Raw genomic sequence first — 13,204 nt, forward strand, 5'->3', positions numbered from 1 at the left:
GTTTTTCCTTCTCGATCACGCTGCAGCGCCTTCTCCGATGCGAGTCGACAGCACGCTTCCCCGAACGCTCGAAAGTGTGTCAACGCGCCGACGAGTTCGGACCCAAACGGGCTACGGAAACAGACGGCGCAAGAATGCCTCTAGTGGCACAGCAGCGCTTTGCTCGTCTTGGGTTCGCGCTGACACTATAGGTCTGGAATCGCATATATCGATGCGATTTGCGCGGAAAAAGGCGATTGCGACCGGAGCTATGGCCGTCAAAAAATAGGACGATTCAAGGTGCCGACGATGCAGGCTCCGACGAGCGTTCCTCCTTCGCCTTCCGATGCGGCAACAGCGTCCGAAGCCACGAATGACCGTTGACCACGATCAGCCCCGCGAATACGAATACCGCACCGACCACGAACGCAGGCGTCAGTTGCTCATGCAGCAGCACCACGCCCCACCCCACGCCGAAGACCGGAGTCATGAACGCGAGCACGCCGAGGCGTGCGGCAAGATAGCGTCGCAACATCGCGAACCAGATCAGAAAGCTGGCGAAACAAACGAAGAATGTTTGGAACCCGAGACTGATCCAGACCATCGGCGTGCTGTGGAAACGCATCTCGCCAAGAATGGCCGTGGCTGGCAGCAGAATCACGAATGCGGCGGCCAACTGATAGAACAGCGTTTGCGTGGCCGGGGCCTCGCTGAGCCGACTCGTGCGCACGGCGACGGTCGTCAAGCCCCAAGCCGCGCCGCCGCACAAGCCCAAGAAGTCGCCCAGCATCCAGGCTGGCGTCTGTGCGAGGCCGCCCGTGCGCAAAGTCGGCACAAGAAACGCGATCGAGATGCCGATGAAGGCAAGACCGAGCCCAGTCCATTGCAGACGCGATAGTCGTTCGTCGGGCAGCCACAGATGCAGGCCGAGGGCGGCAAACATTGGCGCGGTATAGAGGAACACCACCATATGCGACGCGCTCGTCCAGTTCAGGCCCTCCGCCACGAGCAAAAATTCGAGTGCGAACAGGCTGCCGCTCGTGACTGCTGCGCGTCGGATCGGCCTCCTCAGCCACTGGTCCCTTGCGACAAAGCGCGCGTAGAACCAGACCAAAAGCGCCGCTACGCCCGAACGCAACGCGAGCTGCAGAATCGGTGATGCGTCCGCCATGGAAGCCTTGACCGCTACTTGCTGCAGGCTCCAGGTCAGGCAGAGCGCGACCATCATCAGCGTGGCTCGTCCGTCGACCGCTTTTCTCATCGCTCGCATCCAAAAGAATCCCGACGACAGTATCGACCGCAGGGTTTCGCACTATATAGTTAGAAACTGACATTCGATCCCGCGAGACCGCCAGCCGATGAAACCAAAGGTGCCACCGACCACTGCGCACATCCGCCTACCGCCGTTCACCGATGTATTGCCCGTGCCGGTGTTTTTCCGGACCGAGCGCATGCCTGCGCATGCGAGCTACCCGATCCTGCGACACGCGTGGGGGGAATTCGTCTATTCGTTCAGCGGCGTGACGGAAGTGACGGCTGGCGAAGAGTATTTCCTAGCACCACCGCATCTAGGGCTGTGGATCGCACCGGAGACGGAGCACACAGGCTTCAACCATCAAGCAGCCGTGCATTGCTCGATGTACATTCGCCGGGATTTGTGCAATGGCATGCCCGATTACTCCTGCGCGGTAATGGTGACGCCGCTGGTGCGTGCCATCCTCGAGCACTTGCGCGACCTCGGAAATACCTCTGAACCCGAGCCCGCCCGCGAGCGGCTTTTGCGTGTTCTGGTCGATCAGTTGGCCGCATGCCGCACGACGGGCAGTTTCATACCACATACGGACGACGAACAACTCAACGCCGTATTGCAGCCTCTGCGCGACGATCCGGCCGACGATCGGACCATCGCGGAATTGGCGGCCGCGTTCAATCTGAGCGAACGTACGCTCATTCGCCGCTGTCAGAGCGAGCTGGCTATGTCGCTGACTGAATGGCGGCAACGCGTGCGGATCGTTACCGCGCTGCCGATGCTCAGGAGCGGGCGCAGCGTGGAAGCTGTAGCGTTGGATCTGGGGTATGCATCTTCTTCGGCGTTCATCGCGATGTTCCGCCGGTTGATGGGATCGAGCCCGAGGCGCTTTTTTGCCTCAGAGTTGACGGAGCGGCAAATGCAGACCGATAACTGACGCTCTCTTGTACGGCACGGCCTCTTGCTCGGGCTCTACTGGAAGGTCTTCTTCATTGAGACCGCGTGTCCAAGCGACACATAACCCCGCCGCAACAGCGCTTCGATCGTCGCCCAATCGCTTTCCGTGACGCTGCCGGCTTCCTCGCGCGCATCGCGAAAGAGCATCGCCTGAGCCCGCAGCCGCCCAAACTCCGACGTCGCGCTGGCGGGCACCGTATAGAGCGCTGCCGCTGCCGCAGCGCACGCATCAGCCAACGCGCCCGGAGGATAACGGTCGCGTTGCCGGTGCACGATCCACCATTCCAGCTCCAGCGAGGCTGCCCGATCGACGGCAAAACTGCGGTTGCCGGTATGACGGATGATCGAGAAGTAAGACTGCAAGGCCGGCAACGCTTTCAGGTAGTCGCTGCGCTCTTTGCCTTCCTTGAACGTGAAGGCGGCCGATGCGCCGTAATAGGCACCGACATACGACCTCAGGAAAGGAAAGTGATACTGCGTGCGCAGGCTCTTCGCCAGCTCGAGAAAAAGCACGGCGTGCTCGCGGTCATAATAGGAGCGCCACATTTTTGCTTCGAGCATCGCTGTCGCGATCGGATCGAAGCGGCTGAGGTCGCGCTCGAGCGGCCAAAAGAGATCGACGGCGACGTAAGACGCCAGCGCCGCAATCAGCGCGAGCACCATGCGTCGCCAATGCGCCGGCCGCGCTTTAGAAGCTGGGCGGCGCAGTAACTCACCGCTGCCGATGTGCCCAGACGGCTTCATTTTCGAATGACGTCGGTATCGGATGCGCAATGGAAGGCGTTATTACAGCACGCGCCCGAGCACCTCTCCGAATTCCGCGTCTTCGATCACGGGCGCGATCTCGAGATGCATCAGGTCGTTCCACGAGTAGGCGAATTCAGTCAGTTTCTTCAGATCATCTGTCTCGAGCAAGTCGAAGCCGCCGCCCAGATCGGCTCGCGTCCATCTGCCCAGCAGCTTGACACCGTCTGGCGGCAGGCCGCCCGTCTTCTGGAATCGCTCGATGGCTTCCGCCCTGGACCGTGTATCGGGGGCCCAGGTGAATGTCAGCATGAATTTCATAGTGGCCTCCATGTCTGCGCTCGTCATGCGAGACGATGCCGGCACGGGGCGTGAGCGATGGACGCATCGTCCTATCGATAGCCCAGGACCAGCGGAGCGACTGCCTGAATCCATTCTAGGCAACCGATCGCATGCCGTTGCTTTTATTCACCTTTGCGTCGATCCAGATATCCTTCCGGTAATCAGAATTCGACCGGAGAATGAAATGCGTCACCGATGGGCTGGCTTGGCCGCCCTGCTCGGCATAGGCGGCAAGGCGCCGCACGAGCAACCTCGCCCGCTCACGCGGGCGGAAACGAGCCGCAACGTCATGATGCGCGTCACGCTCGACGCTCAGCACGCCACCCCCGTACGCCAGGCATTGATTCGCGATTGTCTTGGACAGCCGTGGACTATCCGCATCACGCCGCTCGCCGGCACCACTCGGGTACGGTTGTCGCTTTATCTCCCCAGGACGGCGATCAACGGCGCGATGCGGCGCGTGGCCGATCTAGCACCAACCGCCGAACTCGGGCAATTGCTCGACGTCCCTGAAACACCGACGGGCGTCTGGCGTGACCTTTTGCACCCCGAGCAGTCGCCCCGTGACGACTCGCATGCTCAAAGTGCAGCGGCAGCGAGCGGCACCGATACGATCGCGCGACTGATCTCCGATGAACGCGTGCTGCTCGGCCTCGACGTAGCCGACCGAGACGCACTCTTCACGGTGCTCGGCCATTTCGTCGAACGATACGGCGGCTTACCGGCGGCGACGGTCGCCGCGGGCCTCAGCGCCCGCGAAGCGCTCGGTTCGACGGGGCTCGGCCGTGGCATCGCCGTCCCGCACGCTCAGGCGGAAGGTCTGCGCGAGCCCATCGTGCTCTATGTCCGGCCGCGCGAACCCATCCCCTTCGAGGCGCCCGACGACGCACCGGTGACCGACGTCGTCGCGCTGTTCGTCCCGGAATGGGCGAACACGACGCATCTGCACTTGCTTGCCGACGTGGCCGAGCGCTTTTGCGATCACCGCTTTCGCGAGCGTCTCCAGGCGTGTGACGATGCGCATGCCGTCTGCCGCATCTTTCAGGATTACGATCGTCCGCAGGTCGGGCGTTAGCGATGTCGAGCCGCCGAGCGGACTCATGCGCGGGCGAGCCAACGTGCCGTCACTCGTCAGCGAGATCGGCCGCCACGGCCTGAGCAGACTTGGTGACAGCCCGCGCGATGCGCTCGGACAACGCCGGATCCGCCACCGCGCGCGCCAGCGTGACCCCGCCCGATAGCATGGCAAGCAGCGCGATCGCGGCATCGTCGCGCTCCTTCCCCGAGCCTCCGGCCAGTCCCGTCGATACTTCATCGATCAGGCGCCGCAATTCGGCTTCATACGCCGCGCGCGTCTCGAAATCGGCGCGCACCACTTCGGGCGAGAAACTCGGCAACGCGCAACTCTCGCCAATGTCGCAGGTGCGCTTGGCACCCATGTAGAAATCAATAAACGGCTTGAGCCAGCGTTTGCCGCGTGCGGCCTTCATGTCGGCAATCGCGAGCCGCAGCTGCTCGAGGCCGGTCAACACGACCGTCCGAAACGCTTCGCTCTTCGACTTGAAGTGCCCATAGAACGCTCCGTTGGTGACACCCGCTTCCTTCGTCACGCCTTCGATACCGGATCCGCCGTAACCCTCCCGGCGAAAAATTCGACCCGCGGCGTCAAGAATGCGCGCGCGCGTTTCCTGTTTGTGTTCGGCTGAGTAACGCATCGATGTGACCCGTGCTGCAATGTTCAAAAAGAGGGATCACTCTCTATTGCATAGAGAGTGATCAGTATGTATTCTTAGAGAGCAGTCTGTATTTATACCACTACCCCACTCATCCATTGACTGGAGGAATCGCCATGCCGATTACGCTTACGGTGCCGGAAGGCCTGCTGTCCCCCGAAGTCGAAACCCAAGTGTTTGCGGATCTGACCAACGCCCTGCTCGAAGTCGCCGGGCTACATGGCAATAGCTTCATGACCGCCAATGTAGTCGGTACGCTCAACGTGCTGCCGAGACGTCATGTGTTCGCGGGCGGAGAGCCAGCCGCCGCCGCCTTCATCGAATTGAAGCTGCCCGGGGTTGCGCTCGCGACATCCGAATCGAAACAGGCGTTCATCGAAGCGGCGACGAACGCCGTCGAGCGGGCCGCGCAAGGTCGCATTCGGCGCGAGCAGATCTGGACCAACATCGTCTATGCCGCGGACGAGTCGTGGGGCATTGGAGGAAAGGCGTACAGCAACGCGGCACTGGTCGCGGCGATTCAGGCGGCGGCCGGCTGACGGAGAATCGAGTCGGCTGCGCCGGACCGCCGCCATGCCAGGCGAGCGGTTCGGCGCCGCCCTCGCTACCGCTCTTCCTTCACGCGCGACACAAGCTGTGTCGGGCTCACGAACTGCAACGCGATCAACACCCAGACGAGCGTAATGCCCATGTAGATCATCGCCATCGCGTCGATCGATTGCGGCGCGCGGACGCCTGTAGAAAACACCGCGTAGTAAAGGGCCACGACGAGCGTTTGCGTGTCCGGCCCGGCCGTGAAGTAGGTCAGCTCGAACATGCCGATCGTGCGGACGAGCACGAGCAACCCGGCCGCCAGCATGCCCGGCACGAGCAACGGCAGCAGCACGTAGCGGAAGTAGCGGAACGTGTTCGCGCCGAAGATCCTGGCCGCGGCTTCGAGGTTGGGATCGATCTGCTCGATGAACGGCGTCATGACGAGAATGACGAACGGCAGCGCCGGCACGAGATTCGCGAGAATCACGCCCGCCAGCGTGCCCGCGAGACCCACCTTGTACATGACGGTTGCCATCGGAATGCCGTACGTCACCGGCGGCACCATCAGCGGCAGCAAGAAGATCAGCATCGCGAGCCGCTTGCCCGGAAACGTCGCCCGCGCGAACGCATAAGCCGCGGGCACACCGAGTCCGATCGACAGCAGCACGACGGCGCCGACCACTTCGACCGTCACCGTGAGCACGCTCGAAAGCTGGAAGTCGCTCCACGCCTGCGCATACCAATGCAGCGTGAAGCCTTGCGGCAGCAAAGTGCCGAACCAACGCGTGCCGATCGAATTGACGGCGACCGTCGCGATCAGCAACAGCACGTTCAGCAGGAAGAACGCCATGACGCAGCGGACGAGCACCTTCCACAGGCGCCCGCCGATACTCTCGGTACGCCGCGCCTTCGAACGCGCGCCACCGCCGTCGACCGGCGACGCGTCGCCGCGCATCGGCAGTGTGCGCGCGGTTTGATTTTCGATGGCCATTATCCTTTCCCTCCCGTCACCGGACCGGTGTAGAACATCCGGCGCGCGCCGAGCATCGCGGCCACCACGATCAACTGCACGAATCCCATGATGATCGCGATCGTCGAAGCGAGCGAGTAGTCGTAGCTTTCGAAAGCAGCCTCGGCGGCGGCGATCGAAATGACGCGTGTCGGCCCAGCCGGCGCGCCGAGCAGCACCGCCGAAGGAAACACCGAGAACGCCTGAACGAACGAAAGACATGCGGCCATCGTCAGTCCCGGCACGAGCAGCGGCAGATAGATCTGCCTGAACTGCTGCCAGGGGCTTGCACCGAGCGTCGCGGCCGCGCGAGCGAGCGTCGGATCGATTCCGGTGACGTACGAGAGCGTCAGCAGGAACGCGAACGGGAAACCCGACACGACTAGGGAAATCAGAACGCCCCAGTAATTGTGCGTAAGTCTCACTTCTCCACCGTAAAGGTGCAGCGCATTGACGGCCTGCGTGAACCAGCCGAGCGGCGAGAAATACGTCAGCATGCCGTCCGCGATGAGCACCGTGCCGAGCGTCACCGGTATCACGAGCAACGTCGTGACGAGCTTCTGATAGGGCGACTTCCGGCGCAGCGCGAAAGCGACGGGCACGGAAAGGCCGACGTTGATCAGCGTCGCGGGCACGGCAAGCTTCAAGGTGACGATGACGGTCGGCCACATCGAGCTATCGGTAAAGAACGTCGCATAGTTCGCGAGTACGCTCCCGCCGTTCATCGGCTGAAACGACAAGACGAGACCGTAGGCAAACGGATAGACGAAGAGTGCGACGATGAACCCGAGCGCCGGCGTGACGAGCCAGCCTTTCGCGTCGCGCGGGCCCGTGAGCGAGAGCGTGCTCATGATGCCTTTTCCTCGTTGTAGACCAGCGCGCGTTCCGGCGCGACGGCGAGCGTCACGCGTTCGCCTTGCGCGAACTCGCCCTCTACGCGCGCCCACAGCTTGCCGAAAGGCGCGCGCACGAAAAGCAGCGAGTCGCGGCCGCCGTACTCCACCACTTCCACGTCGACTTCGAACGCGTTCGGCGTACCAGGCTGCGCGCGGACGAGATCGTCAGGGCGTATCGCTAGCATGACCGCCTTCGCCTCGAATGCCTCCATCGCCGTGGCGACGAAACGCACGCCGCTCGCCGTTACCTCCACGCCGTTGCCGGCCGCACCCTCGAGCGTGCAGGCAAGCACGTTCCGATAACCCATGAAGCGCGCGACATGCAGGTTCTTCGGACGGCAATAGACTTCCTTGGGCGCTGCCACCTGCTGCACCACGCCCTCTTTCATGACGACGATGCGGTCGGCCATGGAAAGCGCCTCGTCCTGATCGTGCGTCACGTAAATCGTCGCGCGCTCGAGTTGGCCGTGAATACGGCGGATTTCGGCCCGCATTTCAATACGCAATTTGGTGTCGAGGTTCGAAAGCGGCTCGTCCATCAGCACGACGGGCGGCTCGATCACGATCGCGCGCGCGATCGCGACGCGCTGCTGCTGGCCGCCCGAGAGCTGTCCCGGCAGCTTGCCTTCATGGCCGACGAGCTGCACGAGCTGGAGCGCCGCGCGCGCGCGCTTTTCCACCTCGGCCTTCGCCACGCCGCGCATCTTCAAGCCGAAGCCGACGTTCTCGAGCACCGTCATATGCGGAAACAGCGCGTAGTTCTGAAAGACCATGCCGAATCCGCGCTTCTCGGGCGCGAGGACATCGATGCGCACGTCGTCGAGCCAGATCTCTCCCCCCGTAAGCGGCTGCAGGCCGGCGATGCAGTTGAGCGCGGTGGATTTGCCGCAGCCCGAAGGCCCTAGCAACGCGATGAATTCGCCGCGCTCGATTTCGAGATCGAGACCGTTCAGCGCTGAGATATGGGCGCCTTCGGCGTTGGCAAAGCTGCGCGACACCGAGGCGAGGCGCAGTTGATCGAACGTGTGCTTCATGGTCTTTCCCTTGCTGACATCGCGATGCAGCCGGCTCGCCCGGCCGCATCGACTTCGCTCACAACACTTCGCGCACTTACTTCGTCTTCTGCGCGCCGACTTCGGTGTCCCACTTCTTGAACGCCTCGACCATCTTGTCGGCGGGCAGCGGCTGGACGTTGGGGTACTTCTTGAGCCACCCACCGTACTCGACGCGGCCATATTTCTCGATGGTTATCTGGCTCTTTTGCGGCGCCTGCGAGATCGTGATGTCCTTGACCGCGGGGCCCGGGTAGAAATAGCCATCGTCGTACGTCATCGCCTGCTGTGCCGGCTCGAGCATGAAGTCCATCAGCTTCAGGAGAACGTCCACCTTCGCCTTCGGCACACCCTTCGGAATGACCATGTAGTGCGCGTCGTTGACCCACTTCATGTTGTCGAACGGCTGCACCTTGAAGTTGGCCGGGACGATGCCGAGCGCGCGCGGGTTGATGTCCCAACCCGTCACCGTGACAGTCATGTCACGCGTGCCTTCGCCGAGCTCCTTCATCACGGCCGACGTGCCGCCCGGGTAGTAGGGAACACACTCGTTCAGCTGCTTGAGGAAAGCCCAGGTCTTGTCCCAACCGTTGACCGGGTCCGTCGGATCCTTGTCGCCCAGGATGTAGGGCAGGCCCATCAGGAACGTGCGGCCTGGGCCCGAGTTGGCCGGGCGTGCGTAAATGAGCTTGTTCGGATGCGCCTTGCACCACGAAAGCAGTTGCTCGGGCGTCTTCGGCACTTCGGCCGGCGGAACCTTATCCGGGTTGTATTCGATGAGCGGACCGGCCGGCATGAATGTGACTTCGAGACCGAAGCCCTGCGCGAGCTTCTGCATCGCAGCCGGCCCCGGCGCGTACTTGGCGTCCGCGGCCTTCAGCTGACTATCGGGCAGCTTCATCCAAAGGTTCTGCTCGATACCTGCCGCGAGCGCGTCAGTGCCTGTCAGAACGAGGTCGATGTCCGAACGGCCCGCGTTCTGCATCGCCTTGAGCTTGCCCGGCAGCTGCGGCGCCGGTGAGTTCGTATAGGTGATGTTCGAAACGAGGTCGGGATACTTGGCCTTGAAAGCCTCCAACCCGGCTTTCGTCAACGCGAGATTGCCCGCGACGTCGACGACGTTGAGCGACACCGACTCCGCAAAGCTCGATGTCGCGGTCAACGAGAAGCAAAGCGCCGCGGCGACGCCGCCGATGCGATGCACGATCCCCTTCACTTTCATGTCTCCTCCTAGTGAAAACGCTTCTTGTTGCTATCCGCCGTATGCGTCGCTTGCGCTCGGTCTTTTTGCGTCTCCTGACTCGAACGCTACGCTCAGCGCCGCAATCGCGGCTCCGGCAATCCCGCCACGCCCGGGTTCAGCGCGAACACCGCGCCCGAGAGCGGCTCCCCTTCCTTGCGGATCGACGTGACGAAAAGCGTCTCGAGCCTCGTCCCGCCGAATGCGCACATTGCCGGCTTCGAGACCGGCACTTCGATGCTCCTCACGAGCCGGCCCGCCGGCGTGAAGCGATGAACGACGCCGGCGTCGTTGCCGCAGATCCAGTAGCAACCTTCGGCATCGACGGCCGCGCCGTCGGGCCGACCCGGATGTTCGTTCATATCGACGAAGAGGCGCCGTCCGTGCGGCACCCCCTCGTCGATGTCGTAGTCGAACGCCCAGATCATGCGCCGGCTCGGATGCGAATCCGAAAGATACATCGTCCGACCGTCAGGGCTGAACGCGAGGCCGTTCGAAACGATGAGCGAGTCGCAAAGACGCTCCACGCGGCCCTGCGCGAAATCGAGCCGATAGAGCTGCCCGAGCGGCGCGGCCAGCGACATGTCGAGCACCATCGTGCCGGCGAGAAAACGCCCTTGCCGGTCGCAGCGCCCGTCGTTGAAGCGCATGTCCGAACGCGGATGCTCGACGCTCGCAATCAGCGTCGGCTCGGGCAACGCGACGCCGCCCTCTGGGCGCGGCACGCGGAAAATACCCGTTTCCATCGCGAGCGCGATGCCACCATCGCCATCGCCGAGGATCGCGATCGAACCCGCCATTTGCGGCAACGCCCACGCCTCGGCACGCCCCGTCGAGGCATGCCAGCGCCAGAGCGCGCGGCCCGGGATATCCGTCCAGTAAAGCGCGTTTTCGTCCGCGTGCCAGACCGGGCTTTCCCCGACCTCGCACCGCATTTCGCCGATCCGATCGACGGCAACCGTCTCGATCATCGCCGCTCAGTCTCCGAAAGGCCCCGCCGTCACGAACCCGCCGCCTTGATAGCGGCGCACGGGATCGTCTTCCGGAAGCGGCGCTTGCTCGCGCTCGATCGCCTCCCGCCAACGTTCGCTCGATTCGACGGGCACATAGCCGAGCCGTCGCGCGGCGGCCGCGTTGTCCCACCAGCTATCGCGATTGGCCGACACGCCATAGACGATATGGCAGCCGACGCCGGGCACGAACATCGCGCGGCGCACGAGTTGCTCGAGATCGTCATAGCCGAGCCACGTAGTCAGCATGCGCCGATCCTTCGGCTGCGGAAACGACGAGCCGATCCGAATGCTCACGGTCTCGACGCCGTAGCGGTCGAAGTAAAAGCGCGCGAGCTGCTCGCCGAATGCCTTGCTGACGCCGTAATAACCGTCGGGGCGCGGCGGCGCGAGCGGATCGATGACCTCGTCCTGCCGATAAAAGCCCGTTACATGGTTCGAGCTGGCGAATACGATGCGCCGCACGCCGTGCCGGCGCGCGGCCTCGTAAATGTGGTAAGTACCTGCGATGTTAGCCGGCAGGATTTCTTCGAACGGACGCTCAACCGACACGCCGCCGAGATGGACGATCACATCGACGCCACGCACGAGCGCATCGACGGCCTTTGCATCCGAAAGGTCGCACGGCGCGAGTTCTTCGCCCTCGCCGGCAGGGTCGAGCGCCGCGATGTCGGAAACGCGGATGACATCGGCATAGCGCTTCAAGCGCTCGCGCAGCACGCGTCCCAGGTTGCCGGCCGCGCCCGTGAGCAGGATGCGGGCGCAACGCGTGGACACGCCTTCGAGCGGATCGCCGCCCGGCGGATCGCCGCCCGACAGGTCGGCGGCCGGATTCATATTCGTCATTTCAGGTCACGGGTGCTGGGTTGAAGAGAACGAGGTCATTATGCAGGCCAAGCTTGTCGGCGCAGACCTGCTTACGGCCGCTCGCCACGTCCAGAATCATATGGAAAAGCTCCCAGCCGATGTCGGCGATCGTTGCTTCTCCTGTCGCGATGCGCCCGGCGTCGAGATCGATGAGATCGTGCCAGCGCTCCGAGAGCGCCTTGCGCGTCGAGACTTTGATGACAGGCGCCATCGCGAGACCGTAAGGCGTGCCGCGCCCCGTCGTGAACACCTGCAAATTGATGCCCGAGGCGAGCTGCAGCGTGCCGCAGACGAAATCGCTCGCCGGCGTCGCCGCGAAGATGAGCCCCTTGCGACGCATTTTCTCGCCGGGGCCGAGCACGTCGACGATCGGGCTCGTGCCCGACTTGACGATCGAGCCGAGCGCCTTTTCGACGACGTTCGACAATCCGCCGCGCTTGTTGCCCGGCGACGGATTGGCACTGCGATCGGCGCGGCCGCCGCTCAGATAGTCGTCGTACCAGGACATCTCGCGCAAGAGCGCACGGCCGACTTCCTCGTCGATCGCGCGCGGCGTGAGCAGATGGATCGCGTCGCGCACTTCAGTCACTTCCGAGAACATCACCGTGCCGCCCGCGCGCACGATCAGGTCGGTCGCGAAGCCGACGGCCGGATTCGCCGTCACGCCCGAGAACGCATCGCTGCCGCCGCACTGCACGCCGATGACGAGATCCGATGCCGGGCACGTCTCGCGCCGCCGCTGATTCAGCTTGGCGAGCCGGTCGTCCGCCATGGCGAGGATCGCGTCGACCATCTCGCCGAAGCCGTGATACGCCTCGTCCTGCAGCGAGAGCACCGGCGACTCCGGCTTGCCGGCCACTTCGATCGGAATGCGTCCGCCCGGCACCCGCTCGGACGGCACGAGCCGCTCAGGCACGAGCTTCTCGCAGCCCAGACCGATCACCATCACCTCTCCGCCGAAGTTCGGGTTCACGGCCAGGTTCTGCAGCGTGCGAATCGGCACGATCGCGGCGGGCGCGTTGATCGCCACGCCACAGCCGTACGTGTGCGTGAGCGCCACGACGTCGTCGACGTTCGGGTAGCGCGGCAGCAACTCGCGCTTGATGCGGTTCACGACGTACTCGGTCACGCCGGCCACGCACTGCACGCTCGTCATGATGCCGAGGACGTTCTTCGTGCCGACGGTGCCGTCCGCGTTGCGATAGCCATCGAAGGTATAGCCCTCGAGCTTCGGTTGAGCCGAGGCCTTGCGCGTGGCGAGCGGCAACGACTCGAGCGCGGGCGGCTGCGGCAGCCGCACGGCGTGCTCGTCGATCCAGCTGCCGCGCGCGAGCGGCTTCGCGGCGTAGCCGATGACTTCGCCGTAACGGATGACCGCATCGCCTTCGGCGAGATCGGCCAGCGCGACCTTGTGCCCTTGCGGCACGCCTTGCACGAGCACGGTGCCGTCGTCGAGCTTGGTGCCGGCGGGCAGGCCGCGCGCGTTCACGACGATCGCGACGTTGTCGCGCTCGTCGACGCGAATCGTCAGCGCGCGCTCCGTGGCGGCCGGTTCGAGCTCGGTGGTAGAGACAGACATGGCGGAAAACTCC

The 13,204-nt window shown here is 63.7% G+C and carries 14 protein-coding genes; 3 read left to right on the forward strand and 11 right to left on the reverse strand.

Going from position 1 to position 13,204, the window contains the following annotated elements; translation table 11 throughout:
- Positions 1–274: 274 nt before the first annotated feature.
- Positions 275–1,240, reverse strand: a complete 966-nt coding sequence (locus tag C9I57_RS18015) for a DMT family transporter (RefSeq protein WP_107151983.1) — start codon at positions 1,238–1,240, stop codon at positions 275–277.
- 259 nt (positions 1,241–1,499) lie between these two features.
- Here C9I57_RS18015 and C9I57_RS18020 point away from each other — a divergent pair, with 259 nt between their 5' ends.
- Positions 1,500–2,165: a helix-turn-helix domain-containing protein gene (locus C9I57_RS18020; RefSeq protein WP_258187698.1), complete on the forward strand. Its 666-nt coding sequence runs from the start codon at positions 1,500–1,502 to the stop codon at positions 2,163–2,165.
- A gap of 35 nt (positions 2,166–2,200) precedes the next feature.
- On the opposite strand, the gene C9I57_RS18025 is transcribed toward C9I57_RS18020, so the two are convergent.
- Positions 2,201–2,848, reverse strand: a complete 648-nt coding sequence (locus tag C9I57_RS18025) for a hypothetical protein (RefSeq protein WP_258187699.1) — start codon at positions 2,846–2,848, stop codon at positions 2,201–2,203.
- Positions 2,849–2,971: 123 nt separating this feature from the next.
- Positions 2,972–3,250 (reverse strand): DUF3303 domain-containing protein, encoded by a 279-nt coding sequence (locus C9I57_RS18030; RefSeq protein ID WP_107151986.1) that lies wholly within the window; start codon positions 3,248–3,250, stop codon positions 2,972–2,974.
- Positions 3,251–3,455: 205 nt separating this feature from the next.
- Between C9I57_RS18030 and C9I57_RS18035 the strand changes: the two genes are divergently transcribed.
- Positions 3,456–4,346, forward strand: a complete 891-nt coding sequence (locus C9I57_RS18035) for a PTS sugar transporter subunit IIA (RefSeq protein ID WP_258187700.1) — start codon at positions 3,456–3,458, stop codon at positions 4,344–4,346.
- A 49-nt stretch (positions 4,347–4,395) separates the two neighbouring features.
- Here the strand turns inward: C9I57_RS18035 and C9I57_RS18040 are convergent, their stop codons facing one another.
- On the reverse strand, positions 4,396–4,986 hold the full coding sequence (locus tag C9I57_RS18040; RefSeq protein WP_107151988.1) for a TetR/AcrR family transcriptional regulator: 591 nt from the start codon (positions 4,984–4,986) through the stop codon (positions 4,396–4,398).
- Positions 4,987–5,120: 134 nt separating this feature from the next.
- Here C9I57_RS18040 and C9I57_RS18045 point away from each other — a divergent pair, with 134 nt between their 5' ends.
- On the forward strand, positions 5,121–5,543 hold the full coding sequence (locus tag C9I57_RS18045; protein WP_107151989.1) for a tautomerase family protein: 423 nt from the start codon (positions 5,121–5,123) through the stop codon (positions 5,541–5,543).
- A 65-nt stretch (positions 5,544–5,608) separates the two neighbouring features.
- Here the strand turns inward: C9I57_RS18045 and C9I57_RS18050 are convergent, their stop codons facing one another.
- From C9I57_RS18050 to garD, 7 genes are all read right to left on the reverse strand, one after another.
- Positions 5,609–6,529, reverse strand: a complete 921-nt coding sequence (locus C9I57_RS18050; RefSeq protein WP_107151990.1) for an ABC transporter permease — start codon at positions 6,527–6,529, stop codon at positions 5,609–5,611.
- Positions 6,529–7,398, reverse strand: coding sequence for an ABC transporter permease (locus C9I57_RS18055; protein WP_107151991.1), 870 nt, complete (start codon positions 7,396–7,398; stop codon positions 6,529–6,531). The genes C9I57_RS18050 and C9I57_RS18055 overlap by 1 nt, the downstream gene beginning before the upstream one ends.
- Positions 7,395–8,477, reverse strand: coding sequence for an ABC transporter ATP-binding protein (locus C9I57_RS18060; protein WP_107151992.1), 1,083 nt, complete (start codon positions 8,475–8,477; stop codon positions 7,395–7,397). The genes C9I57_RS18055 and C9I57_RS18060 overlap by 4 nt, the downstream gene beginning before the upstream one ends.
- A gap of 76 nt (positions 8,478–8,553) precedes the next feature.
- Positions 8,554–9,717, reverse strand: a complete 1,164-nt coding sequence (locus C9I57_RS18065; protein WP_107151993.1) for an ABC transporter substrate-binding protein — start codon at positions 9,715–9,717, stop codon at positions 8,554–8,556.
- A 92-nt stretch (positions 9,718–9,809) separates the two neighbouring features.
- Positions 9,810–10,706, reverse strand: coding sequence for an SMP-30/gluconolactonase/LRE family protein (locus tag C9I57_RS18070; RefSeq protein ID WP_107151994.1), 897 nt, complete (start codon positions 10,704–10,706; stop codon positions 9,810–9,812).
- 6 nt (positions 10,707–10,712) lie between these two features.
- The gene (locus C9I57_RS18075) at positions 10,713–11,591 is read right to left on the reverse strand and encodes an NAD-dependent epimerase/dehydratase family protein (RefSeq protein ID WP_107151995.1); all 879 of its coding nucleotides are present in this window, start codon (positions 11,589–11,591) and stop codon (positions 10,713–10,715) included.
- 1 nt (position 11,592) lies between these two features.
- The gene (gene garD / locus C9I57_RS18080) at positions 11,593–13,191 is read right to left on the reverse strand and encodes a galactarate dehydratase (protein WP_107151996.1); all 1,599 of its coding nucleotides are present in this window, start codon (positions 13,189–13,191) and stop codon (positions 11,593–11,595) included.
- Between the last annotated feature and the right edge of the window lie 13 nt (positions 13,192–13,204).

This window comes from Trinickia symbiotica, from assembly GCF_003028655.1.
Lineage (GTDB): Bacteria > Pseudomonadota > Gammaproteobacteria > Burkholderiales > Burkholderiaceae > Trinickia > Trinickia symbiotica_A.